Here is a 23,399-nt window from a genome sequence, read left to right as displayed (position 1 = left end):
GGTTCCGGCGGTGGGCCGAACGACGAGGTGGGCGTGGCCGAGCCCGCCGACGTGCCGGTGCGGGTCGACCCGCCCTCGGTGGGTGTTCCCGGCGGGCTGGCAGTGATCATCCCGGCCAAGGACGAGGCCGAGCGGATCGCGGCCACCGTGGAGGCGGCCCTCGCGCTGCCCGGCGCCGACGTGGTGATCGTGGTGGACGACGGCTCCTCCGACAGCACCGCCTCGATCGCGCAGAAGGCCGGCGCGCAGGTGGTCAGCCACGAGGTGAACCGGGGCAAGGCGGCCGCGATGGAGACCGGGGCGGCCCGGGCCGCGCTGCTCGACGCCTCCGTCGACCACGGCGGCCCGCGTGCCCTGCTGTTCATCGACGCCGACCTGGGCGCCAGCGCGGGCGCCACGTCGACCATCGTGGAGCCGGTGCTGGCCGGTGAGGCCGACATGACCATCGCGCTGATCCCGCCGCAGGCCACCGCCGGCGGCGGGAGCGGCAAGGTGGTGAGGCTGTCGCGCAAGGGAATCCGGGCGTCCACCGGCTGGACCGCCACGCAGCCGCTGTCCGGCACCCGCTGCATCAGCCGGCCCGCCTTCGACGTGGCGCTTCCCCTGGCCGTCGGCTGGGGTGTGGAGACCGGCCTGACCATCGACATCCTCGGTGCCGGGTTCCGGGTGATCGAGGTGCCGTGCGAGCTGCACCACCGGGTCACCGGCTCCGACCTGCGTGGCCAGCTGCACCGGGCGGGGCAGTACCGCGACGTCTGGCTGGCTCTGCTGGAGCGCCGCACCCGTCGCCTGCCGGTCGTCAACCGGGGCTTCCGGCCCGCCTCCCGCGTCGTGCGCAGGGTGCTGGGCGGCTAACGACCGGCGTGTCCTGCGCCACAGAGAACTGAACTTCCGGTCAATTTGTCGTGCCCGCACGAAACCAGGCCCGGTCAGGGGCGGTTTTGGACGGCCAATCCTGGTTCGATGGGCAGGTGTCATCCACGCGGCGCCGGCCCGGTTACCGGCTGGTGTTCGGCAGTGCCGGTGTGCTCTGTGTACTGCTCATGGCCGGGGTCGCGGCGGCCGGTGACTCCGCCGCCGTTCCGGGCCTCGGTGCGGCCACCTGGCATCCCTCCTGGGACCTCGACCTCGGGCTGAGCTCCGGGCTGGTCAGCGTGATGCTGGTGGTGGCCGCGGCACTCGGCGCCACGGCGGTCGTGGCCGGTCTTCTCGCCGTCCGTTCGTCGTCGTTCTCGCTGAGCCCGCGAAACGTGTCGATCGCGGCCGTGTCCGCCGTGGTGCTGCTCACCGCCCTGCCGCCCCTGGGCTCCGCCGACCACCTGTCCTACCTGGCCTACGGCCGGATCGCGGCCGCCGGTGACGACCCCTACGTGGTGGACCCGAGCACCTGGCGAGACGGCACCGACCCGGTCGCGAGCGCGGTGCAGCCGCCCTGGCAGCACACCACCAGCGTCTACGGTCCGGTGTCCACGGCCGTCCAGGCCCTGGCTGCCTGGGCCGGCGGCGGCTCGCTGCGCCTGTCCGTCTGGTTCTGGCAGATCCTCTGCGGCCTGGCCTTTCTGCTGGTCGCGTTCACGCTCGACCGGATCACCCGCGACGATCCCCGGGCCCGCGCGCGCACCTGGGTGCTGTGGACGCTGAACCCCCTGCTGCTCGGCCAGGTGGTGCTGGGCGGGCACCTGGACGTGATCTCGGTGGCGTTCGCGATCGGGGCGATCGCGCTCGCGGCGAGACGCCCGGTGGCGGCCGGGGTGCTGATCGGCGCGGCGGTGGGCAGCAAGATCACCTTCGGGTTGTTCGCCCTGGCCATCCTCTGGGGGTTGCGACGCAGGCCGTTGCCGCAGCTGGCCCGGCACATCGGGGTGATGACGCTGGCCGGGCTGGCGGTGCTGGTGCCGGCCCATCTGTGGAGCGGCCCGCACACCTACGACCTGCTGCACAAGGCCAGCCGCCAGGTCTCGCTGGCCGCGCCCTGGCGGCTGCTGACCGACCAGCTCGATCCGGTGTTCGGCGGGTCGGTGCGCGACGTGGTGGCGCCGGTCGCGATGGGACTGGGCGCCCTGCTCGTGCTGCTCCTGCTGCGCAGGCTGCGGGATCATCCGACCGGGGTGGGGACCGGCGAGGAGACCGCCTCGATGGCCAGGGCCGCTTTCGCGCTGGCCACGGGCTGGCTGCTGATGACGCCGTATTCGCTTCCGTGGTACGACAGCATGGTGTGGGCACCGCTGGCGCTGCTCGCGCCGACCCTGCTCGACGGTGCGCTGCTGGCGCGTCTGCTCGTGCTGGTGCTGGCCTACGTGCCGGGCCGGGTCGTCGGTATGTCCGTACAGGTCGAAGACATCAGTCTGGGCTTCCGCAAATCCGTGGCCCCGTGGCTGGAACTTGCCGTCGTGATCACCGTGGTGGTCTGGACATGCTTGCACTGGAACGACTTTCGATGGTGGAGTCGTTCACGGGGGTCGATAATGACGGACGACGAGGAGCTCGCGAGTCCTTCGCCGTCCGTCGGCCAACGATTCGACGTCGGCTCGACCGACTGAATAGGTTGCGGGAATGACCGTGTGGCAATGGGATCCGTCGCTCTATGCCGGAAGTGCCGACTATTACCAGGCCGGCCGCATGCCGTATCCGCGGCGCCTGACACAGATTGTGCGGGAAGAACTTTCGCTCGACGGCAGCGGCCGGCTGCTCGACGTCGGCTGCGGCCCGGGCACGCTGACCCTGATGCTGGCCGGCTCGTTCGAGGCCACGGTCGGGCTCGACGCCGATGAGCGCATGCTGGCCGCCGGTCGTGCTCTGGCCGAATCCCGTGAGCTGAAAACGGTTTCGTGGCGGCAGATGCGGGCGGAAGACCTGCCGGACGATCTGGGCCGGTTCCGGGTGATCTCGTTCGCCCAGTCGTTCCACTGGTTCGACCAGGGCGTGGTGGCCCGGGCCGTCGCCGGCATGCTGGAGCCCGGCGGCGTCGTGCTTCATCTGGGCGCCACCACGCACCAGGGCACCGGCGAGACCCCGCGCACCTCACTGGGCTATCCGCAGCCGCCGTGGGACGACATCCGTGAGCTGGTGGTTCGCTTCCTGGGGGCCGACCTGCGGGCCGGGCAGGGGCTGCGGCCCGCCGAGGCGTTCGGTGCGGAGCGGGGCGCCTTCGCCGCCGCCGGTTTCGGCGCGCCGTGGTCGGTGGACGTGCCCAACCCCGCCACCCGCGTGCGCACCACCGACGAGGTGATCGCGTCGGTGTACTCGCTGTCGTACTCCGCGCCGCACCTGTTCGGCGAGCGCAAGGACGATTTCGAGGCGGAACTGCGGGCGTTGCTGGGTGCGCGGGCGGCCTCGGGCGGTCTGTTCGCCGAGGAGGTCGGGTCGGTGAGGCTGACGTTCTGGCGGGCGCCGGAGGTGGCTGAGCCGGTGGACGTTTCGGTGCCGGCGCCACGGAAGGCCGCGGCCAAGAAGGCGCCGGCCAAGAAGGCGCCGGCCAAGAAGGCGCCGGTGAAGAAGGCCCCGGCCCGCAGGCCACCGTCGTCGCGGAAGGGGCCTGCCGAAGACGCGCATACCGAGAAGGCGCCTGCTGAAAAGGTCTCTGCTGCAAGGAAGTCGGCGGCCAAGAAGGCTCCCGCAGCGCGGAAGGTGGTGGCTGAGAAGGGCGTCGCGCTGCGCAAGACCGTCGACGAGAAGGCCCCGACCGCGCGACGGACGCCGGCCAGGAAGACGCCTGCCCCGCGCAAGGCACCCGCCAAGAAGGCATCGGCCCCGGGCGACGGTCCGGCTCCCGCTGCGCGCAAGGCTCCTGCTCCGCGCAAGGCTCCTGCTGCGCGCAAGGCACCTGCTGCGCGCAAGGCACCCGCCAAGAAGGCATCGGCCCCGCGGAAGACCACGGCCGCCAAGGGTTCTGCGAGCAAGGCCCCGGCGGCCACTCCTTCGCCCGCGACGGCCGACTAGCCCGGCGACCGATCGTCCCGGAAGACGTGGCGGTTCACCGGGCGGTCCGGCCGGCTCGTGGACGGGTGATGGCTAGCCCTGGGTCGGCTCGGGGGTGGTCTCGGTCTTCTCCGGAACGGGCAAGGGATCGGTCTCGGCCAGCTCGAGCGCCCGCACGCTGGCGGCGATCAGCAGGGGCAGGGCGACGGTGGCCGCGACGGCGGGGATGGCGACGCCGGAGTCGTTCATCCCGAACCCGATCAGCATCAGCACGCCGAACGAGACCAGGCCCGCCCGCAGCAGCGGCGAGCGGTCGTAGGCCAGCTGGAGCGGCCGCACCCCCCAGGAGACCGGACGGGAGAGCACGAGCACCACGAACGCCGCGGCGACCGGCAGCAGGATGCTCAGGTACGAGGTGAACAGGATGCGCACGTTCGCCTCGGCCTTGCGCTTGATCACCAGGAACGCGCCGCCGTCGATCACGGTCTGGACGAACCGGCCCAGGTGGGTGCGGTCTTCCGGGCCGCGCAGCCAGTCGAGCACGCTGATCAGCACGATCGCGACGACCGTGCCGGCGGCGATGATCAGGGCGCGGCGCCAGCTGATTCTCACACCCAGGGCCAGCAGAGCGAGGACGGCGAAGGCCGGGATGATCGCCGGCGGACCGCCGAAATCGCTGCCCAGGCCCGGCGTTCCGTCGATGGCCGTGGCGAGGAGGCCGACGAGCGCCACCGCCACGGCGGCGATCCGCAGCCGACGGCGGCGCACCAGGCTGTCGGCCACGGCGACGGCCAGCAGCAGGGCACCGGTGGCGAAAACCGAGAACGCCGGGTTGCCGAAACCGTAGAACCGGCCCGCCACCACCGGCTGGAGGCCCATCAGGCTGGAGAGCACCAGGTGCGATCCGGTCAGCACGTCACCGGCCAGCACCAGCATGGTCATCGCGCCGACCGCCCCCATCGGGCCGAGCAGGGAGTGCCGCCACGGGCCAAGGTTGGCGATCAGGGCCATCGGGATGACGAACAGGATCACCGCGCCGGTCACGGCCAGGCCCGGCGAGTCGTACCGCCACCAGGGAAGCAGGTTGGCCAGGTAGGTGGCGGCGGGGACACAGGCGAAGACCACCGCGGTACGGCGGAGCCAGCGCAGCAGGAGCAGACGGCGCGCGGCGATCTGGGCCTGGTCGGCGCTGCGCGCCCGGCGGCGCAGGATCAGCGTGGCGACCAGGTAGAGCAGCACCTGCGCCACCACCAGGCCGATGAAGAAGGGCTGCACGATCGGGTTCACCGCGATCGCGGCCTCGTCGAGGTCGAGCACCTTGCGGTCGCGCGCCTCGTCGTCCATACCCGTCGACACCGGCCGGACCACTGAGCCCACGGCCGAGTCGGGAGCGGTCACGCCGAGCCCGGCCAGGAGGGTGGGGAACAGGTCGGTGGTCTGCGCCAGGCCGTCCTGGCGGGTGGAGGAGCTGCCGGTCAGCGAGTCGGCGTAACTGCCGCCACCGGGCACCGGGCCGGTCGCGGCGAGCAGCCGCAACTGCGAACGGGATCCGGAGTCGGACAGCGAGGCCACCAGCACGGTGGCGTCCGCCGGCAGCTCGGCCAGCACGGCTTCGAGGCTCTGCTCGATCGAGGCCACCTGCTCGGCCCGGGCCCGGGCGTAACCGCCGGTCAGCTCGGGCAGCGTGTACTTGGTCCGGTAACCCTGCTCGTCCGGGTCGACGACCGATCCGAGGTCGACCGCGAGCAGCTCCGGGTCGGTGTCCAGCGCCGAGACCACGTCGTCGGCCAGGGCCTGCGGGTCGCCGCTGCCCGAGGCGTCGTTCTGGCTGCCCTCCCACACGTGCGGGACCTGGCCGCTCTCGTCGGCCAGCGCGACGGCGGCCCCCGGCCCGACCGCCGCGGTGCTCACCCCGGCCGCGGCCAGTGTGCTGCCGAGCAGGCCGGGAACGGCGTCGAAGTCGTCGGAGCCGGCCTGCTCGACGTAGCGGTCCCACTGCGTGACAGTGCCGCTCTGCCCGGCCTCGCCGGCCTGGAGCTGCGGGTCGCGGCAGATCGCCTCGCCGTCCTGGGCGGACCGGTCGGCCGCGCGGGCCCCGGCCGAGACGGCCAGCCAGCCGTCGGTCTTGCAGGTGGTGGGCCGGACGCTGCGCACCGCGAGCCAACCGGCCGAGCCGGTGCTGAGCAGGTTCTCCAGGGCGGGGGTGGCGTCGGTGACGTCGGTCCAGCGCACCCCGCCGGTGCCGAGCAGCACGACCGGCCCGGTCACCGAGCTGCCGGACGCGTCACCCGTCGCCGCCGCTGCGGTGGTGGGCGCGGCGAGCCCGGCGACCACCGCTCCCAGTACCCCGAGCGCTGCCCACCGTCTCCGCAGTCCGAATCTCACCCGCGCCACTGTATTGGCCGAGCCGGTGAGCCCAAGAAACTGCGCTGCGGCCAGGGACAGACCCCGCCCACCCGGGGAGACACCTGCCGCCGGTGCAGTGGATGGGGACCTAATACGCCCCGGTGCCGCACCAGTCCCGCCCGCTCCCACCTGCACCGGAATACCAAGATCATGTTCAGTTCCGAGGTGCCCCTGAGCAGGAGGTTGCCCGGTTTAGCGGCGGAGCAGGCCACAATCTCCCCTGTGGAGAACGCTGGAACGCTTCGGCAGCGGGCGCCCTGGCTGGGGATCGGGGTCCTGGTGCTGGCCGGGTCCGCGTTCCCGCTCGCCTGGCACTACCTGGTCAGCTACCCCCGCGAGAACTGGCAGGTCGACCTCGAGGTCTACCGCGAGGGGGCCCGGGCCGTGGTCAGCGGGTTCCCGCTGTACGACGTGCGCACCGTGCAGCCGCAGTTCCTGCCCTTCACCTATCCGCCCTTCGCCGCGTTCACCGCACTGCCGCTGCTGATCGCGCCGTTCGCGGTGATGGGCTGGGCCTGGACAGTGCTTCAGTGCGCGCTGCTGTGGTGGACGGTCGGCATCGCGTTCCGCCCGTTCCTGCGTCGCTTCGGCCACCGGGCCGGGCTGGCCCAGGGGGTGCTGGCAGCCGGTGGGGTGTGGCTGCTGCCGGTCTCCGACGGCGTGCGGTTCGGTCAGGTCAACGCGGTGATCGTGGCCTTGTGCCTGTGGGACGTGACGCGCCGCTCACGTGAGGACGGGTCGTGGCAGGGCGGCAGCGGGGTCGGGGTGGCGCTGGCGGCCGCGGTGAAGCTGACTCCCGGCGTGTTCTGGCTGCACTGGGCCTTCACCCGGCGCTGGAAGGTGCTGATCACCTCGATCGGCGCCGCCGCGCTGGTCACCGTCGCCTCCTGGCTGCTGCTGCCCCCGGCCTCGGCCACCTACTGGACCGACGCCCTGCTCGACCCGGAACGGCTCGGCCCGAACGGCGGCACGTCCAACCAGTCCCTGCGCGGCGTGCTGCTGCGGATCGGCCCGGACCAGGACAGCCTGCTGTTCACCGCGATCAACCTGCTGCTGGTGGTCGCCGTGCTGGCGGCGGCCCTGCCCCTGGCCCGCCGCTTCGACCGGCTGGGCGAGCCGGTGGCCGTGGTCGCGGTGGTCGGCATGACCGCCTACCTGATCTCCCCGGTCTCCTGGGTGCACCACATGCACTGGGGTGTGGTCGTCATCGGTGCTGTGCTCGGTGACGGCCGGGACCTGCGCCGGGCCGCGGTGGCCCTGGCCGGCGCCGTCCTCCTGTGGATCCGGATGCCCTGGTGGGGCGCCAATCTGCTGGCCGGCGACGAGGTGCCGAACGCCCTGGCCCGCGTGGTGCAGAACAGCTACAGCTGGTGGGCCCTGCTGGCGCTGCTCGCGCTCTGGCTGCTGGTGGCCCGCCGGCAGCCGGTGCCGGACGCCGAACCGGAACCCGAGGCGGTCCTCACCGGAAGGTGAGCTCCGGGCGTCCTCAATTTCACCCCGGAACCCGCACCACCAGCGCCAGTGGATCGACCCGGGCCTTGAGGGTCTGGGCCGTGCCGGTCGGGTCGCCGTCGAGCTGGGCGAACATCGGGCGGTCGGCGTGGATCTCGATGGTGCGGCAGCGGAAGTGCTCGACCGTGGTGTGATCACGGCGGGTCAGGATGGCCCCGACCACCGGCAGCCAGCCGGTCATGCCGCGCGGCGAGACCACCACCACGTCGAGCCAGCCGTCGTCGGGCAGGGCACCGGGCATCAGCTGGATACCGCCCTGGAGCATGCCGACGTTGCCCACCACCACCGCGCGGATCTTGCGTTGCTGCACCGGTCCGTCGTCCACCTGCATGGTCACCGGGGTGCGGCGCCCACGCAGGCGGCTGGCCCCGGCCACCACGTAGGCCACCCAGCCGATCTTCTTCTTCAGCTCGGGCGCGGTGGTGGCCATCACCTCGGCGTCGAAACCGAGGCCGGACATCACCAGGAACGACTCCTTGCGCGGCGGGGAGTCCAGCGTGTCGGCCAGCTCGACGTGCCCGATGTCGATGGTCCGGTTCCGCCCAGTCAGGGCGATGTGCAGGGACGACTCCAGCCGGTTGGGTGGGATGCCCAGATTGCGGGCCAGCAGGTTTCCGGTGCCGGCCGGCAACAGGCCCATCGGAACACCCGTTCGGGCCAGCGACTCGGCGACCGCGCGGGTGGTGCCGTCACCGCCGAAGGCGATCACCACGGACGCGCCGTCGGCCACCGCCTTGCGGGTCTGGCCCCGGCCCGGGTCCTGCGCCGTGGTCTCCAGCCACACCGGAGCCCGCCATCCGAGACGCCCGGACAGCACCTCGATCTGGCGGCGTCGCGCGTCGTGGTCGTCCACCTTCACGCCGTGCACCACCACGGCGGCCTGCGGGGCCTCACCGGTGTCGTCCAGCACCTCGGACGTGCGGCCCCGGAACAGAAGACGGCGGCGGGTGGCGACCAGGACGAGCAGCACCACCACGGCCAGCACGAGCGCGACGACCAGAACGATGTTCCAGACATCGCTGCTGATCGACATGAACTGCACGTTATCCGGGGATCCCGGCGTTGCCCGTGCAGACGCGAAAGGAAGTAGACACCTGTTTACGTCGCGCACGTCTTCCGTCGTCATCAATTGACCCCGGACCGTAACCTCGGGGCGAGTAAACTCTGCGGATGACAGACCACGCCATGGAAAATCGTCCACGCATCGACCCCGCCGAGATCTGGGTCCCGAAACTGGTCGCTCTGGACATCGACGGCACGATCCTCGACCACGACCAGGTGCTGACCGATCGGGTCAGGCAGGCGGTCCGGTCGGTCGCCGAGCTCGGCGTGCATGTCATCATCGCCACCGGCCGCTCGCTCTACGAGACCGTTCCGGTGCTCGACCGGCTGGGCCTGGTCACCGGCTGGGCGGTGTGCAGCAACGGCAGCGTCACCCTGCGGCTCGACCCGATGTCGCCCAACGGCTACGAGGTCGCCGACACCGTCACCTTCGACCCGGCCGACGTGCTCACCCTGCTGCGTGAGCACCTGCCCACGGCGCTCTACGCGCTGGAGAACGGCGACGGCGACTTCCTGCTCACCGCACCGTTCCCGGAGGGCGAGCTGGAGGGCCCGCACACCCGGGTGGCCACGTTCGAGGAGCTCAAGTCCGAGGCCGCCTGCCGGGTCGTGGTCCGCAGCCCGGAGCACACCTCCGAGGACTTCCTGGCGCTCACCCGCTCGATCGGCCTGAACGGCGTGAACTACGCGGTCGGCTGGACCGCCTGGCTCGACCTGGCGCCCAGCGGCGTGAGCAAGGCCAGCGCGCTGGAGGTGATCCGCGGCCGGCTCGCGGTGGACGCCGACGCCACCCTGGCGGTGGGCGACGGCCGCAACGACATCGAGATGTTCGGCTGGGCCGGCCGGGCCGTCGCGATGGGCAACGCCACGGACGACGTGAAGGTGCACGCCGACGTGATCACCGGCAGCGTGGCCGACGACGGCCTGGCCGACGTGCTCGAAAAAATCCTGGAGCGCTGAGACCGCGCAACCCTCGGGATGCCGTGGCGATCAGTTCACGCCACGATTGTGCTGGCGCGTTCGCGCCGGTCAGAGGGGAGTTAGCCGTGGACGTATGGCAGTGGATCGTGCTGGTCGTGGGGGTGCTGATCCTGCTGATGGCGGTGGTCTACGGCATCCAGGCCCGGCGCCGGCGGGGCAGCGTGCTGGCCCAGCGCCCGCGGGGCGGGGGTCGTTCGTGAGCGTGCTGCTGCGCGCCGCCGAGCTGGTCAAGCGGCCGGTGGTCACGCTGGCCGGTGACGACGTGGCCCAGATCAAGGACGTCGTGTACTCGTCCGGTTCGGGGGAGCTGGCCGGGTTCACCCTGAACGGCCGGGGCGTGTTCGCCGGGCCGCTGAAGAAGACGCTGCCCTGGGCGAACGTGCACGGCCTGGGCCCGGCCGCGGTGATGATCAAGGACCTCGACAGCCTGGCCGGCAAGAACGCCTTCGACGGCGAGCTGGAGGGTGCCGGGGGTGTGGTGATCGGGTCGATGGTGCTGACCCGCAGCGGCCGCAATCTCGGCGCGGTCACCGACGTCATCCTGTCGGTGCACGAGAACGTCACCGACGCGGTCGGTTACGAGATCGAGCCGAGCGACAAGTCGGCGCCCAGGCGGCAGTTCGTGCCGCTGCCCGACACGCTCTCGGTCTCCGGCGAGGCGCTGATCCTGCCCGAGAGCGCCCTCGACTTCATCCGCGACGACCTGGCCGGTTTCGGTGCGGCGGTGGAGGAGTTCCGGGCGCGTCTGGGACGCAGGGAAGGTGATCCGCAGTGATCAGATTCAGTGACATCGCCGGTAATCCGGTCATGGACACCTCCACCGCCACCACGATCGGCCGGATCGGGGCCCCGATCATCGACCCGGCCACGCACCGGGTGGTCGGTTTCCGGGTGAAGAAGAGCAAGGGCCCGGGCGATGTGCTGCTGTGGGACGCGGTGTCCGGGCTCGGTCCGGACGCGCTGACGGTGAGCTCGGCGGACCGGGTGGCCGTGGCGCCGGCTGAGCTGAAAGACCGCTCCGGCAAGAAACTCGACGTGCTGCGGCGGCGGGTGCTGAGCGAGCACGGGCATCCGCTGGGCAAGGTCCGGGATGTCGAGTTCGACCCGGCCGACGGCCGGGTAACCAACCTCATGCTGAAGGACAGCTTCGTCGACGGCGCACGGATTCTCGGAATCGGAAAGTACGCCGTGGTTGTCACTGGCTGACTTTGGGCCTCGCTGTGGTTACCGTCAGTGTCATGGGGGTTGACCCGGAGGAACAGGTTGCGATCCTGCAAGCGCGCATCCAGGAGCGCCTCGCGGCTCTGCGTGCCATCGGCCAAGGGGTGCGCGCCGGCGCCGGTCCGCGCGAAAGCCCTGATCCGGGCGCGGGTCTGGTGGGCGAAGAACGTGTGGACGACGTGCGCGAGATCGACCTCACCGACGGCATCGATCTGACCGACGCCCGGCTCGCCCAGGCCCGGTGGGACGACGAGGACGACGACGGCCGGGACGGTCCGGAGAGTTCGGACGGTTCGGAGGGCCCTGACGGCTCGGATCGTCCTGACGGTTTCGACGGCTCTGACGGTCGGGGCGGATCGGGCGGGCCGGGTGGATCGAATGGTCCGGGCCGACAACGACGCCGGGCCATCCGGGACGACGAGGACGGGCCGGGCGACGGGGAGCTGCGTGATCTCACCGACGGACGGCTGTTCGGAAGCGGCGACCTGCTGGAGGAGGGGCCACGTCGTGGCCCCCGGCGGCACCGGGCCGACGCACAGCCGCCGGGTCCCGCCGAAGACACCGGACCGCGCCTGCTCGGCCCGGCAGGCCACGGTGGTTCGTCGGGCCGGCACGGCGCGCGAGCTTCCGCCGCCGGTTCTGACGCTCCGGGTCCTGGCGCTCCGGGCCGGGGTGCTCAGGGCTCGGGTGGCCCCGGCTCGGGACCTCCCGGTTCTGGTGCTCCCGGCGCCGGGCCCCCTGGTCCTCCCGGCTCCGGTGCTTCTGGCTTCGGCGCGACCGGCTCGGGTGCGGCGGGCTCCGCTGCGGCGGGTGGGTCCAGCCTCCAGGAGGCCACCGACGCGGTCATCGCCGCCACCCGTGAGCTGATCAGCTACGAGCGCCGCCTGCCACTGCTGCTCGACACCGGGCCCCGGCGGCAGAGCCTGCTGATCGTGCGCTGGTGCGGCCTGCTGACGGCAGCCGTGGCGGCGGCGCTGCTGGTGTGTGCCCTGGTGGGGAGCCTGGCGCGGTGGTGGGCACTGCCGGCGATCGGTTGTGCCGGAGCCGGGCTGCTGTTGCTGCGTCTGCCGGTGCACCCGCCCGGCGACCGGCACGAGAGTCTGCGGCCGGGAGCCGGAGTGGTGGCGGCCGGGGCTCTGCTGACCGCGATCTGTGCGGCCTCCGGCATCCCCGACCCGGTGGTGCTGCCGGGCATCGTGGCGATGGCGGCGGGAATCTGGCACGTGCAGCAGACACCGGTCCGGATCGGGGCCCTGCCCAGGAGGTTTCGCTGAGTCATGACACTGATCAGGCCGCGTTCCGCGCCCGACACCGAGCTGCACCACGCGGTGGTGCAGCTGCGTAACGACGTCGAAGACCTGGGCGAGGCGATCTCCGACCTGCCCGACCGCTTCGGCACCCTGAGCTCGTCGCTGGCCGATGTGCGCCACGCCCTGCATCAGGTCGAAAGGCGTTCCGAGGAAGCCGAACTCACCACGCAAGACCTGGCGTCGCTGGTGAAGCGGCTGAACTCCCGGGTGGAGTGGCTGGAGCGGAACATCCGGTTGCAGTCCGACGTGCCCGAGGTGGAACTGGACGCGCTGGACCGCCGGGAGCTGGAACTGGCACAGGTGGCCGAGGAGGGGCACCTGGCCAGGGCCGGTCTGCTCCAGCCCGCCGGGCGCTCGTCGCTGGAGGCCGCGGTGTCGGCCCACGCCGCAGTGGTGCGGCAGCACTCACACCACCGGGAGGTGGCGCTGGAGGCCAGCGAGGTGATCGCCGGCACCCATCGCGACGACCCGCGCCACGCGGCCGCCGTGGAGGAGTTCGAGGTGGCGGTGACCGGGCTGGACGAGACCCGCGCACGGGTGCGCGACCTGTCGGTGCCCGCGCTGGAGGCCGCCGAGCTGCTGGCCGCCGACGAGGAGAACCAGGTGGCGGTGGCCGACGTGGTGAGCGACGGGGAGCGGGCCTGGGGCGCTCTCCAGGGACGGTTGCGGGCCCGCATCGCCGACGCGGTGGGCGGCGGCGCGCTGCTGCCCAGCTGGTTCACCTCGGTGCTCGGGCCGATTCCCCCGGCCCAGGACACCAAGGCCTGGATGGACGTGGCCACCAGTCTGCTGGCCTACCGCGCCACCTACTCGGTGACCGACCCGGTGATGGCCCTGGGCGTGCCCCCGGTGGACGGCGAGAACCCCCGCCGCCGAGCCTGGTACCACCAGTTGCGCCGGCAGTTCGGCGACCTGGACCGGGCCGCCGCCCCGAGAATCTAGGCCGCCACCATCGGTACCGCGTGCAGCCCCACCCCGCCGGACGACGACAGCGAGGGCCGGGGCGCGAGCTCGCTCTGCGCCAGGGCGGTGAAGCCGATGGTGCGGGGCTGCGACGCCAGCTGGGCCAGTCGCTCGGTCTCCAGCTCGAACCGGACCTCGGACAGCAGGTCGATCAGGTCGAGCCCGAGCGCCTCGCAGATCGAGCCGAGCAGTTCGGAGGAGGCCTCCTTGCGGCCACGCTCCACCTCGGACAGGTAGGGCACCGACACCCGCGCGGCCTCGGCGACATCCCGCAGGGTGCGCCCCTGACCGAGCCGGATCCGGCGCAGAACGGTCCCGATCAGCCCTCGCAGCAGCATGGGTGGCCCTCCTGAATCGACTGCCCTCCAGACTACGGCGCCCCACCGACAGGATCGGGCCCCGTCACCCGCGAACTGCCGGACTCTGCTGAGAGCAGATCCCCGTCCCTGTCTGCCACCGGCGAATCTCCTGCCGGCCGAATCGCTGGAGGATGCCCCGGCCCCGGGCCGATGGTGGAGACATGACTGACAGCAACCCTTTTCCCGCCTCCGACCAGGTGTACACCCGGCTGCTGAACGAGCGGATCGTGCTGCTCGGCTCCGAGGTGCGCGACGACAACGCCAACCAGATCTGTTCCTCGCTGCTGCTGCTCGCGGCGCAGGACCCGGACCGGCCCATCTCGCTCTACATCAACTCGCCCGGCGGATCCGTGGACGCCGGCATGGCCATCTACGACACCATGCAGTTCATCAGCTGCGACGTGTCCACCGTGGCGATGGGCATGGCCGCCTCGATGGGGCAGTTCCTGCTCAGCGCGGGCACCCGGGGCCAGCGGTTCGCGCTGCCGCACGCCCGGGTGATGATGCACCAGCCGAGCGGCGGGGTGGGTGGCTCGGCCACCGACATCCGCATCCAGGCCGAGCAGATGATCCGGATGAAGCGGCAGCTGGCCGAGCTGACCGCCGCCCACACCGGGCAGCCGCTGGAACGGATCGAGGAGGACGCCGACCGGGACCGCTGGTTCACCGCGCAGGAGGCGGTGGACTACGGGCTGGTCGACCGGGTGCTGACCCGGGCGGAGCTCCCGGTGCCGGTCCTTTCGTCCTGAACGGTCAGGACCTGCCGCAGGTCACGAAGGGTCCACCGGTCGGCGCCCCAGAGGAAAATGTCCCGGGCAGGCGGCTGCGCCGGTGAGCTGGGTCACTTAGGATCGCGGCATGTCCTCGATGAAGCGGATCGGAGCGCTGGCTGCCGTCCACGAGACGTTTCTGGCCGCCCCCACCTCGCCGCTGCCGGGTGATCTCGTGCGGCCGGTCGTCGCCGAGAGCTGGCGGCGCTCGCTCGCCCTGGGGGTCGATCCGGACACCGAGGCCGCTCCGCTGGACATGACCGAGAGCGAGCTCGCCGACTACCGGGCCCACCATCCGCTGGCCGCGATGATGCCCCTGATCCGGCAGCTCCTGACCGAGGACGCCGACGAGGCCGGGCACATCGTGGCCGTCGGCGACGCCACCGGCCGGCTGCTCTGGGTGGAGGGCCACCACCACCTGCGCAGCCGGGCCGAGGGCATGCACTTCGTCGAGGGCTCGCTGTGGAGTGAGCGGGCCGCCGGCACCAACGCCCCCGGCACCGCCCTGGCCCTCGGCCGACCGGTCGGGATCAACGCGGGCGAGCACTTCGGCCTGGGTGCCCGCTCGTGGAGCTGCGTGGCCGCGCCGGTGCACCACCCGCTCAGCGGCGACCTGCTCGGCGTCATCGACCTGACCGGCGGGCCGGACGTGGCCGGCCCGCGCACCCTGGCCCTGGTGCGGGCCTGCGCCGCCGCGGTGGAGGCCGGGTTGCAGCTGCGCGCGGGTGGCCAGTGGCCGGCAGACGCCTCCACGCCGGGAGGCGACCGTCCACGCACCGGCACGCACGTGCGTCCCCCGATGCCCCGCCACAGCGACGCCCGCCTGCGCCTGCTCGGCCCGGACGCGGGCACCCTGGAGGTCGAGGGCCGCACCGTGCGCCTGTCACGTCGGCACACCGAGCTGGTCTGGCTGCTGGCGAGCGCCCCGCACGGCCTGTCCGCCCAGGCGCTCGACGTGGCACTGCACGACGAGGGGGAGCACCTGATCACGGTACGGGCCGAGATCAACCGGCTGCGAAGGGTTCTCGGTGCCTCGATGCTGTCGTCCCGGCCCTACCGGCTGAATCTTCCGGTGGGCACCGACGTCTCGCAGGTGCGCGAGGCGCTGGCCGAGGGTCAGGTGGCGCAGGCCCTAGAGCAGTTCGCGGGCAGCCCGCTGCCCGGCTCGGACGCTCCCGGAATCCGTTCCATGACTGATGAATTCGTCTGCGAGGTGCGGGAGGCCGCGCTCGCCTCGGGCAGCGTCGCGGTGCTCGAGCGCTGGGTCGGCCTGCCCGAGGGGGCCGATGACGCCGCGGCCTGGCAGGCCCTGGTCGCCGCGCTGCCCACCGGATCGCCCCGGCAGGCCCTCGCCCGGGCCCGCCTGGGCCGTCTGGCGTGAAGCCGTTGGGGTGACGCTGTCCGGCGTGCAGCCGTCCGGCGTAACCGGCTGCCTGCCAACGGGTGACAACGTCGGTCCGCAACGTCGGTGCAACCTCACCCGACCTAACGTCGGCGTAGCTTCGGTCCACCGTCGGGCCGAAAGATCCGGAGGTTTTCCATGGCCGTCTTCGCAGCGCCCAGCCAGCCGGGCAGCCCCACCACCTTCGCCTCCCGCTACGACCACTGGATCGGCGGCCGCCGGGTGGCGCCGGCCAAGGGCCAGTACTTCGAGAACCCCAGCCCGATCAACGGAAAGACGTTCTGCGAGATCGCCCGCGGCACCGCGGAGGACATCGAACTCGCGCTGGACGCCGCCCACGCCGCCGCCCCCGCCTGGGGCCGCACCTCGGTGGCCGAGCGCGCCAACATCCTGAACAAGATCGCCGACCGGATGGAACAGAATCTCGAGGCGCTCGCCGTCGCCGAGACCTGGGACAACGGCAAGCCGATCCGCGAGTCGCTGGCTGCCGACCTGCCGCTGGCCATCGACCACTTCCGCTACTTCGCCGGTGCGGTGAGGGGCCAGGAGGGCTCGATCAGCCAGATCGACGACGACACCGTCGGCTACCACTTCCACGAGCCGCTGGGCGTGGTCGGCCAGATCATCCCGTGGAACTTCCCGCTGCTGATGGCGGTCTGGAAGCTCGCCCCGGCCCTGGCCGCGGGCAACGCGGTCGTGCTGAAGCCGGCCGAGCAGACCCCGGCGTCGATCATGCACTGGATCGACCTGGTGGGTGACCTGCTGCCCGACGGTGTGCTCAACATCGTCAACGGGTTCGGGGTGGAGGCCGGCAAGCCGCTCGCCTCCAGCCCGCGGATCAGCAAGATCGCCTTCACCGGCGAGACCACCACGGGCCGGCTGATCATGCAGTACGCCAGCCAGAACGTCATCCCGGTGACCCTGGAGCTGGGCGGCAAGAGCCCGAACATCTTCTTCGAGGACGTGGCCGCGGCCCAGGACGACTTCTACGACAAGTCGCTCGAGGGCTTCACCATGTTCGCGCTGAACTCCGGAGAGGTCTGCACCTGCCCGTCGCGGGCGCTGATCCAGACGTCGATCTACGACTCGTTCCTGTCCGACGCCACGGCCCGCACCGAGGCGATCGTGGCCGGGAACCCGCTCGACAGCGACACCATGATCGGAGCCCAGGCCAGCAACGACCAGCTGGAGAAGATCCTCTCCTACTTCGACATCGGCAGGGCCGAGGGCGCGACCCTGGTGACCGGTGGTGAGCGGGCCGACCTCGGGGGCGAGCTGAGCGGCGGCTACTACGTGAAACCGACCATCTTCGAGGGCAACAACTCGATGCGGATCTTCCAGGAGGAGATCTTCGGGCCGGTGGTCTCGGTGACCCGGTTCGACAGTCAGGACGAGGCGCTCAAGATCGCCAACGACACGCTGTACGGCCTCGGCGCCGGGGTCTGGTCGCGCGACATCAACACCGCCTACCGCTTCGGCCGCGGCATCCAGGCCGGCCGGGTGTGGACGAACAACTACCACGCCTATCCGGCGCACGCCGCGTTCGGCGGCTACAAGGGCTCCGGAATCGGCCGGGAGAACCACAAGATGATGCTCGAGCACTACCAGCAGACCAAGAACCTGCTGGTCAGCTACTCGCCGAAGAAGCTCGGCTTCTTCTGATCCATCTCCTGGACGCGCGATTCGGGCTGACCGGGTCGCCGCGGAACGGCCGGTCGGTCACCCCACGGGGTGGCCGGCGGCCGGTTCTCGCGTGACACTGGGAAGAACCTGCGGAGGTGGACGACCATGGACCGGAGTATCGACGCCGAACTGACCGGAACCGTGAAGGACGACCCCTACACGCGAGTCGCTTTCACCCCGGAGGCCGTCGGCATGCTGCGCACGCTGCGCGATCAGCACGGTCCGCTGATGTTCCACCAGTCCGGCGGCTGTTGCGACGGCAGTTCCCCGATGTGTTACCCGCTGGGCGATTTCATCACCGGCGACAGTGACGTGCTGCTGGCGGAACTTCCTCTGGACGACGAACGGGTCCCGGTCTGGATGTCGCGCAACCAGTTCGAGTACTGGAAGCACACGCATCTCACGATCGACGTGGTTCCCGGCCGCGGAGCAGGCTTTTCGCTGGAGGCGCCACACGGTGTGCGGTTCCTGATCCGCTCCCGGCTGCTCACCGAGGACGAGGCCGCGGCGCTGGGCCCATGAAAAAATGGTGGACGACGATGAGCTGCTTTCGTCGTCCACCATTTTGATGAATCAGTGCTGCGAGATCAGTGCCAGCCCTTCGGACCGGTCGGTGGCGTAACCGATCGGCGCGCCGGAGGCGTCGGACGAGCGCTGCATCTGCATGGCGACCAGCGGATTGTCCAGCAGGATCACGGCGTACTGGATGCCCAGCTGGCCGGCCAGCGCCATCGTGCCCTCGATCTGCGCCTGCACGTCGGGGGTGGTGGCGCCAAGCTGGCTCATGTCGCACAGGCACTTCCAGCCCGGCTTGCCCTCGCGGAAGGCCGCACCCAGCTCGGCCGCGTACTTCTTGGCCAGGTCGATCTCCCAGTTGCCGCGCAGCGCCAGGTCGAGACGGTTGGCCGCCCGGTCCCAGGCGATCGAGTAGTCCGCAGGCACCGATTCCGGCGCGGGCAGTGACAGGTTCGACACCACTGACTTGAGATCGCCTGCCAGACGCGTGAGTTCGCTGACCGCCTTGTGGTTACGCACGGCCGCCGTGCTGGTCGAGGTGGACCGGCTGGCGACCACGGCCACCGAGCTGGCGATCGAGTCGGCCTGCGAGGCCACCTCGGCGGTGGTCGAGGTGAGCTGCTGCGTGGTCAGCGTCTGCTCCTCCACGGCGGAGGCGATGCTCTGCTGGAACTCGCTGATCCGGTCGATGATGGAACGGATTTCGTGGATCGCCTGGATCGCGGACGACGAGTCGCCCTGGATCTGCTCGACCGTGTTCCCGATCTCCTCGGTGGCCCGGGCGGTCTCCTGGGCCAGCTGCTTGACCTCCTCGGCGACCACCGCGAAGCCCTTGCCGGCGTCCCCGGCGCGGGCGGCCTCGATGGTGGCGTTCAGGGCCAGCAGGTTGGTCTGCTCGGCGATCGTGGTGATGGTCTTGACGATGTTGCCGACCCGCGCGCTCGACTCCTCCAGAGCGCCCATCTTGCTCACCGCGGAACTCACCGCGCTCACGCCGGAGGCAGCGGTCTCGGCGGCCTGGGCCGCGCTGCGGGAGATCTCCGCGATCGCGGCCTGCATCTCCTCACCGGCCGCGGCCATCGCGGCCACGTTGCGCGAGACGTCCGAGGCGGACTCGGCGATCCGGTTCGCGTTGCCGCTGGTCTCCTGCGCGCCCTCGCTGATCGTGGCGCCGGCCTCGGCCATCTCCTGACCGGCGATCACCAGCAGGTCGACCGCGCCACCGATGGGGCGCAGGGTGTTGCCCAGCCCGGCGACCGACGAGCTGACCGGCCGGTCGTCGGCCGCGACCAGGTTCAGGTGGCCCTGGCGCAGGGCCTGCGCGGCGGTACTGGCGTCGGTCTCCAGCCGGGAGACCGACCGGTCGAGCCCGCGCCCGAGCACGACGCCGAGCACGGCCACCACCGCTCCGGCGGCCAGGGGCAGATAGGAGGGGGCGTCGAGCAGCGCCAGCGCCCCGACGGCGAGGGCGCCGACCACGGTGACGGCGATAAGGGGACGAGGCGTGGGGTGGGGCGTCGCGTCGAGGTTCGTGGCCACCGTGTGCTCTCCAGGAGGGAACGAGGAATCCCCCCTCCATCGCCTTTGAGGGATCAGGCTTTACGGAAAGTCCCGGGGGTCAGCCGTCCGGCCCCATCTGTCCGGGGGAATCCGTTCCGTGATCACGCGCCGTGGCCGAACCCGCGGTACCTGCGCAGACTCTCCCGATCTGGCCGACCCGGACGGCACTCTCCAGTCGGCATGATGGCCGCGGTCATACTGTTTCCGAGGGGGAGGACGTGAGGGCGGGGTGGACGAGCGAGACCAGGTGGGACAGGTGAAAGACGGCCGATCGGCCCGGCCCGGGGAGCTGAACGTGCGGCACTCCGACAGGCTGGAGCTGGCTGGGCTGCCGCCGATTCCACGGCAGCACCCGGTGCGGCGCACCCGCGTCGGGATCGTCGACGACCACCGGCTGATGCTCGACGGGCTGAGCACCTGGCTGACGACCCGGGCTGACGACCTGGACGTCGTCATCGCCGTCACGGAATTCCGGGAACTGGTGCGGCATCAGCAGTTTCCGGTAGACGTGGTGCTGCTCGACATCGACCTGGGCGACGACGTACCGGCCGGCGCGAAGATCGTCGAGCTGTCCGCGGCCGGCGTCGCGGTGGTGGTGATCAGTACCTTCTCCGACCCCCGCCGGGTGCGGGAGTGCGTGTCGGCCGGGGCCCTGGGCTATGTGCCGAAGAGCGAGAACGCCGACGAGATGGCGCATGCCGTGCGGGCCGCGGCCCGGGGCGAGGGGCATGTGACGCCTGCTCTCGCGGCGATGCTGGTGACCGACGACCAGGGCGAACCCGGTCCGGCGCTGAGCCCTCAGGAGCGTCGGGCCCTGGTGCTCTACGCCTCCGGTCTGCCGCTGAAAACCGTTGCCCGGCAACTGGACATCTCGGTAGAGACGGCCAAGACCTACCTCACCCGGGTGCGGGAGAAATATGCCCACGCCGGGCGGGAGGCGCGCACGAAGATCGCCCTGCACCGCCGGGCCGTGGAAGACGGCCTGCTGCACGAGGCCGAGGGGCCGCGCGACGACTGACATCCGGTGTCCCCCCAAGGTGGGGCATGCCGACCGATCGGTACCTGCCTAGCGTTGGCGTCGGCCGGGACACCGCGGGGGGTGTCCGGCGAGGCCAGGACCGGGCCCTGCGGATCCGGCCCGGTTCCCACGGCCTCGGCGCCGGGCGGCGCCGCGAAGGATGTCGCGCCCGCCCGGCGTCTCTTCCCCGGTGGTCACTCGATGCGTGACCAGAACTCCGCGTTCACGCCGATGCTCTCCAGCCATCCGGCCTCGCCGATCCGCACCAGGTCGGCACCCCGCAGCACCAGGGCGTCGAGCACGTCCACGTCGGCCGCCACGTCGAGCGCGTCCAGCACGGCCGGTACGTCGTCGGCCGCCACGGTGATGCCGTACTCGTACTCGGTGACGTCCTCGCCGAACAGCTGCTGCGCGTTGCGGTCCTGACCAGTGATCACCAGGTCGCCGTCGTCAAGTGTGGCCCGGACGGTCAGGCCGTCCTCCGCCCAGATCGTCACCTCCCGGTCCGGCTCCTCGTCGAAGACCAGGTCGAACACGAAGTCCGACTCGTCGTCGGGTGCGTCACCACGGTCGGGGCCGGAGGTCGGGCCAGGCTGTTCCCCCGATGCGTCACCTGTGGTGTCACCGGTGACGGGGCCGGGTGTGTCGCCGGGTACGTCGCCGGGCACGTCGCCGGGCACGTCGCCGGGCACGTCGCCGGGCACGTCGCCGGGCACGTCGCCGGGCACGTCGCCGGGCATGGAGGTGGGCTCGGAACCCGGTTCGGACACCATGGCCGCCACGGTAGGCCATCGGTCCCGCTTCCGGTGCCGCCCGTCGGGCGTCGTTCCGGCACGGCCGGCCCTTGCGCCGACAGCTCGGGACCGATGCGTGCGTGGGCCCGGAAAATGTGGTCCAGGATGTGAACATGCGAATGGTTGCGTGCGACCTCGACGGCACGATCGTCGGCAGGGACGGCCGGATCTCGCCGCGCACCCTGGCCGCGCTCACCGCCTGCGAGAGTCGCGGCGTGCACGTCGTGTTCGTCACCGGGCGCCCGCCCCGCTGGATGGACCCGATCGTGGAGATGACCGGGCACCAGGGACTGGCCCTGGTCGGGAACGGCGCCGCGGTGCTGAATCTGGCCACCGGCGCCGTCGTGAGCAGCCGGGGGCTGACCGCGTCCACCGTGCTGGCCGTCACCGAGCGGCTGCGCGAGCGCATCCCGGGTGCCGCGTTCGCCCTGGAGACACTGAACGGATACCGCCGTGAGCCGGGCTACATGGCGATCCACAACGCCGCCTTCGAGGCCGCCGTCGGCCCGGTCGCCACGCTGCTGCACGACGCCCCGACGGTGATCAAGGTGCTCTGCAAGCAGTCCGCCGAGCACTACGGCGAGCTGGACTCCGACGAGCTGCTGGTGCTGGCCCGGGAGACGCTGGGCGGCCTGGCCGAGGTGGTCCACTCCGACCCTCGCAGCCACCTGCTGGAGATCTCGGCGCCCGGCGTGACCAAGGCAACGGCCCTGGCCTGGCTGGCGGGGGAGCTCGGGGTGGAGGCGGGTGAAGTGATCGCCTTCGGCGACATGCCCAACGACATCCCCATGCTGACCTGGGCCGGAACCGGATACGCGATGACCGGCGGGCATCCGGACGCGATCGCTGCGGCGCCCCGGCAGGCCCCGCCCTGCGACCAGGACGGGGTGGCCCAGGTGATCGAGACCCTTTTGGCCGAACGCGATCACAAGGTCAAACGGTAGATTCTTGCCACATGGCGGCGGAGCGACGGCTGAGTGTGGACTGGCCGGCCTGTAAGGGGCACGGTCTGTGCGCCGAGCTCGTCCCCGAACTGATCACGCTGGACGAGTGGGGCTACCCGATCCTGGCCGACCGGCCGGTCACCCGGGGCGTGCAGGGGCATGCCCAGCGGGCGGTAGCGGCCTGCCCCACCCTGGCCCTGGTGCTGGTCGAGCAGCCCGTTCCCAGCGCCCCGCCGGTGCCGCCGGCCGCGGACGACCCGATCTCCGGGGCGATCGCGGCGGCCACCGGCTCGAGCCCGGTGCAGCGCAGGCCCGAGCCGGCGCCCCCGCAGTCCTCGTGGAGCCCGGCGCCCAGCCCGGAACCCGCACGCCCCCCTGAGCCCGAGCCGGTGCGAGCTTCCGAGGCCGTGCACCCGCCGGAACTCTCGCGCAGGCGGGACGCCCCCCGGCGCCCGCAGCCGGTCCGCAATCCCCAGCTGATCCGCAACGAGGAGCCGACCCGGAGCCAGGAGCAGATCCGCCATCAGGAGCCGGCCCGGAGCCCGCAGCCGACCTGGAGCCAGGAACAGATCCGGAGCCAGGAACCGGCCCGCGAGCGGCAGCGCCCGGCACCGGCCGACGATCCGATCACCGGGGCGATCCTGGCGGTCACCGGCCCGAACGCGGCCCCGCGCCGCACCCCGCCCACCGGCATGGCCCGTCACGCCACCCCGGCCTACGGCCAGGCCGCCCTGGTGCCCGATCGCGATCCGGACGAGCCCTATCACCCGTTCTTCGACGAGTACGAGCCGCGCGATCCGTACGCCTCGGGACAGCCCACCTCACGACGACAGGCCAGACAGTCCCGCCAGGCGAAACAGGCGCAACCGGCCAAGGAGTCGCAGCGCGAGGAACCGCGGGAGAACCCGGAGCAGCACCGCCCACGAACCCGGCGCGAGGCCCGCAACCGGCGCTGAGCGCCAGGTCGGATGAGCGTGGGC

22 protein-coding genes are annotated in these 23,399 nt (G+C 71.6%); 17 read left to right on the top strand and 5 right to left on the bottom strand.

Annotation, left to right across the window (positions count from 1 at the left end; genetic code table 11):
- Positions 1-51 precede the first annotated feature (51 nt).
- The 3 genes from KIH74_RS19575 to KIH74_RS19565 all read left to right on the top strand — a co-directional run bounded on the left by KIH74_RS19575 (position 52) and on the right by KIH74_RS19565 (position 3,939).
- Positions 52-855, top strand: coding sequence for a glycosyltransferase family 2 protein (locus KIH74_RS19575; RefSeq protein ID WP_372492105.1), 804 nt, complete (start codon positions 52-54; stop codon positions 853-855).
- Between the two features lie 116 nt (positions 856-971).
- Positions 972-2,540 (top strand): polyprenol phosphomannose-dependent alpha 1,6 mannosyltransferase MptB, encoded by a 1,569-nt coding sequence (mptB, locus tag KIH74_RS19570; RefSeq protein ID WP_214157449.1) that lies wholly within the window; start codon positions 972-974, stop codon positions 2,538-2,540.
- A gap of 13 nt (positions 2,541-2,553) precedes the next feature.
- Positions 2,554-3,939, top strand: a complete 1,386-nt coding sequence (locus KIH74_RS19565) for a class I SAM-dependent methyltransferase (protein WP_214157448.1) — start codon at positions 2,554-2,556, stop codon at positions 3,937-3,939.
- Positions 3,940-4,011: 72 nt separating this feature from the next.
- Here the strand turns inward: KIH74_RS19565 and KIH74_RS19560 are convergent, their stop codons facing one another.
- On the bottom strand, positions 4,012-6,303 hold the full coding sequence (locus KIH74_RS19560) for a hypothetical protein (protein WP_214157447.1): 2,292 nt from the start codon (positions 6,301-6,303) through the stop codon (positions 4,012-4,014).
- Positions 6,304-6,546: 243 nt separating this feature from the next.
- Here KIH74_RS19560 and KIH74_RS19555 point away from each other — a divergent pair, with 243 nt between their 5' ends.
- A complete protein-coding gene (locus tag KIH74_RS19555) occupies positions 6,547-7,797 on the top strand; it encodes a glycosyltransferase 87 family protein (RefSeq protein ID WP_214157446.1) in 1,251 nt (416 codons plus the stop codon).
- 19 nt (positions 7,798-7,816) lie between these two features.
- Here the strand turns inward: KIH74_RS19555 and KIH74_RS19550 are convergent, their stop codons facing one another.
- Entirely contained in the window at positions 7,817-8,869 is a 1,053-nt protein-coding gene (locus tag KIH74_RS19550) for a diacylglycerol/lipid kinase family protein (RefSeq protein ID WP_214157445.1), read from the bottom strand.
- Positions 8,870-9,006: 137 nt separating this feature from the next.
- Between KIH74_RS19550 and KIH74_RS19545 the strand changes: the two genes are divergently transcribed.
- The 6 genes from KIH74_RS19545 to KIH74_RS19525 all read left to right on the top strand — a co-directional run bounded on the left by KIH74_RS19545 (position 9,007) and on the right by KIH74_RS19525 (position 13,352).
- Positions 9,007-9,858 (top strand): HAD family hydrolase, encoded by an 852-nt coding sequence (locus tag KIH74_RS19545; RefSeq protein WP_246572730.1) that lies wholly within the window; start codon positions 9,007-9,009, stop codon positions 9,856-9,858.
- An 86-nt stretch (positions 9,859-9,944) separates the two neighbouring features.
- The gene (locus KIH74_RS37845) at positions 9,945-10,079 is read left to right on the top strand and encodes a hypothetical protein (protein WP_281418030.1); all 135 of its coding nucleotides are present in this window, start codon (positions 9,945-9,947) and stop codon (positions 10,077-10,079) included.
- Positions 10,076-10,654 carry a PRC-barrel domain-containing protein gene (locus tag KIH74_RS19540; protein WP_214157444.1) on the top strand — a complete coding sequence of 193 codons (579 nt, stop codon included), beginning with the start codon at positions 10,076-10,078 and terminating at the stop codon, positions 10,652-10,654. The genes KIH74_RS37845 and KIH74_RS19540 overlap by 4 nt, the downstream gene beginning before the upstream one ends.
- Positions 10,651-11,085 (top strand): PRC-barrel domain-containing protein, encoded by a 435-nt coding sequence (locus tag KIH74_RS19535; protein WP_214157443.1) that lies wholly within the window; start codon positions 10,651-10,653, stop codon positions 11,083-11,085. Before KIH74_RS19540 ends, KIH74_RS19535 begins: the two co-directional genes overlap by 4 nt.
- Positions 11,086-11,117: 32 nt before the next feature.
- On the top strand, positions 11,118-12,374 hold the full coding sequence (locus KIH74_RS19530) for a hypothetical protein (RefSeq protein WP_214157442.1): 1,257 nt from the start codon (positions 11,118-11,120) through the stop codon (positions 12,372-12,374).
- 3 nt (positions 12,375-12,377) lie between these two features.
- The gene (locus KIH74_RS19525; protein WP_214157441.1) at positions 12,378-13,352 is read left to right on the top strand and encodes a hypothetical protein; all 975 of its coding nucleotides are present in this window, start codon (positions 12,378-12,380) and stop codon (positions 13,350-13,352) included.
- Here KIH74_RS19525 and KIH74_RS19520 read toward each other — a convergent pair.
- A complete protein-coding gene (locus KIH74_RS19520; protein ID WP_214157440.1) occupies positions 13,349-13,711 on the bottom strand; it encodes a helix-turn-helix domain-containing protein in 363 nt (120 codons plus the stop codon). The two genes, KIH74_RS19525 and KIH74_RS19520, sit on opposite strands and share 4 nt — an antisense overlap.
- Before the next feature lie 182 nt (positions 13,712-13,893).
- Here KIH74_RS19520 and KIH74_RS19515 point away from each other — a divergent pair, with 182 nt between their 5' ends.
- The 4 genes from KIH74_RS19515 (at position 13,894) to KIH74_RS19500 (ending at position 18,109) form a co-directional block, all read left to right on the top strand.
- Positions 13,894-14,481: an ATP-dependent Clp protease proteolytic subunit gene (locus KIH74_RS19515; protein ID WP_214157439.1), complete on the top strand. Its 588-nt coding sequence runs from the start codon at positions 13,894-13,896 to the stop codon at positions 14,479-14,481.
- A 109-nt stretch (positions 14,482-14,590) separates the two neighbouring features.
- Positions 14,591-15,883, top strand: coding sequence for a GAF domain-containing protein (locus KIH74_RS19510; protein ID WP_214157438.1), 1,293 nt, complete (start codon positions 14,591-14,593; stop codon positions 15,881-15,883).
- A gap of 159 nt (positions 15,884-16,042) precedes the next feature.
- The gene (gene adh / locus KIH74_RS19505; protein WP_214157437.1) at positions 16,043-17,566 is read left to right on the top strand and encodes an aldehyde dehydrogenase; all 1,524 of its coding nucleotides are present in this window, start codon (positions 16,043-16,045) and stop codon (positions 17,564-17,566) included.
- A gap of 126 nt (positions 17,567-17,692) precedes the next feature.
- The gene (locus KIH74_RS19500; RefSeq protein WP_214157436.1) at positions 17,693-18,109 is read left to right on the top strand and encodes a DUF779 domain-containing protein; all 417 of its coding nucleotides are present in this window, start codon (positions 17,693-17,695) and stop codon (positions 18,107-18,109) included.
- 51 nt (positions 18,110-18,160) lie between these two features.
- Here KIH74_RS19500 and KIH74_RS19495 read toward each other — a convergent pair whose 3' ends face one another.
- Positions 18,161-19,642 (bottom strand): methyl-accepting chemotaxis protein, encoded by a 1,482-nt coding sequence (locus KIH74_RS19495; RefSeq protein ID WP_308113907.1) that lies wholly within the window; start codon positions 19,640-19,642, stop codon positions 18,161-18,163.
- A 250-nt stretch (positions 19,643-19,892) separates the two neighbouring features.
- Here KIH74_RS19495 and KIH74_RS19490 point away from each other — a divergent pair, with 250 nt between their 5' ends.
- Positions 19,893-20,681, top strand: a complete 789-nt coding sequence (locus KIH74_RS19490; RefSeq protein WP_214157435.1) for a response regulator transcription factor — start codon at positions 19,893-19,895, stop codon at positions 20,679-20,681.
- A 194-nt stretch (positions 20,682-20,875) separates the two neighbouring features.
- Here the strand turns inward: KIH74_RS19490 and KIH74_RS19485 are convergent, their stop codons facing one another.
- Positions 20,876-21,454 carry a hypothetical protein gene (locus KIH74_RS19485; RefSeq protein WP_214157434.1) on the bottom strand — a complete coding sequence of 193 codons (579 nt, stop codon included), beginning with the start codon at positions 21,452-21,454 and terminating at the stop codon, positions 20,876-20,878.
- A gap of 134 nt (positions 21,455-21,588) precedes the next feature.
- Here KIH74_RS19485 and KIH74_RS19480 point away from each other — a divergent pair, with 134 nt between their 5' ends.
- Positions 21,589-22,419, top strand: a complete 831-nt coding sequence (locus tag KIH74_RS19480) for an HAD family hydrolase (RefSeq protein WP_214157433.1) — start codon at positions 21,589-21,591, stop codon at positions 22,417-22,419.
- Between the two features lie 11 nt (positions 22,420-22,430).
- A complete protein-coding gene (locus KIH74_RS19475; RefSeq protein ID WP_214157432.1) occupies positions 22,431-23,375 on the top strand; it encodes a ferredoxin in 945 nt (314 codons plus the stop codon).
- The last annotated feature ends 24 nt before the right edge of the window (positions 23,376-23,399 follow it).

Origin of the sequence: Kineosporia corallincola, assembly GCF_018499875.1 — a bacterium.
Classification (GTDB): domain Bacteria; phylum Actinomycetota; class Actinomycetes; order Actinomycetales; family Kineosporiaceae; genus Kineosporia; species Kineosporia corallincola.
This window is presented reverse-complemented; position numbering and strand designations above follow the sequence as displayed.

What these genes read in the sequence shown, in the direction of transcription:
- KIH74_RS19500 (WP_214157436.1), top strand. Translation starts at nt 17,693, where the DNA reads ATGGACCGGAGTATCGACGCCGAACTGACCGGAACCGTGAAGGACGAC.
- KIH74_RS19525 (WP_214157441.1), top strand. Translation starts at nt 12,378, where the DNA reads ATGACACTGATCAGGCCGCGTTCCGCGCCCGACACCGAGCTGCACCAC.
- adh (WP_214157437.1), top strand. Translation starts at nt 16,043, where the DNA reads ATGGCCGTCTTCGCAGCGCCCAGCCAGCCGGGCAGCCCCACCACCTTC.
- KIH74_RS19530 (WP_214157442.1), top strand. Translation starts at nt 11,118, where the DNA reads ATGGGGGTTGACCCGGAGGAACAGGTTGCGATCCTGCAAGCGCGCATC.
- KIH74_RS19475 (WP_214157432.1), top strand. Translation starts at nt 22,431, where the DNA reads ATGGCGGCGGAGCGACGGCTGAGTGTGGACTGGCCGGCCTGTAAGGGG.
- KIH74_RS19520 (WP_214157440.1), bottom strand. Translation starts at nt 13,711, where the DNA reads ATGCTGCTGCGAGGGCTGATCGGGACCGTTCTGCGCCGGATCCGGCTC.
- KIH74_RS19550 (WP_214157445.1), bottom strand. Translation starts at nt 8,869, where the DNA reads ATGTCGATCAGCAGCGATGTCTGGAACATCGTTCTGGTCGTCGCGCTC.
- KIH74_RS19480 (WP_214157433.1), top strand. Translation starts at nt 21,589, where the DNA reads ATGCGAATGGTTGCGTGCGACCTCGACGGCACGATCGTCGGCAGGGAC.
- KIH74_RS19510 (WP_214157438.1), top strand. Translation starts at nt 14,591, where the DNA reads ATGTCCTCGATGAAGCGGATCGGAGCGCTGGCTGCCGTCCACGAGACG.
- KIH74_RS19515 (WP_214157439.1), top strand. Translation starts at nt 13,894, where the DNA reads ATGACTGACAGCAACCCTTTTCCCGCCTCCGACCAGGTGTACACCCGG.
- KIH74_RS19545 (WP_246572730.1), top strand. Translation starts at nt 9,007, where the DNA reads ATGACAGACCACGCCATGGAAAATCGTCCACGCATCGACCCCGCCGAG.
- KIH74_RS19485 (WP_214157434.1), bottom strand. Translation starts at nt 21,454, where the DNA reads ATGGTGTCCGAACCGGGTTCCGAGCCCACCTCCATGCCCGGCGACGTG.
- KIH74_RS19565 (WP_214157448.1), top strand. Translation starts at nt 2,554, where the DNA reads ATGACCGTGTGGCAATGGGATCCGTCGCTCTATGCCGGAAGTGCCGAC.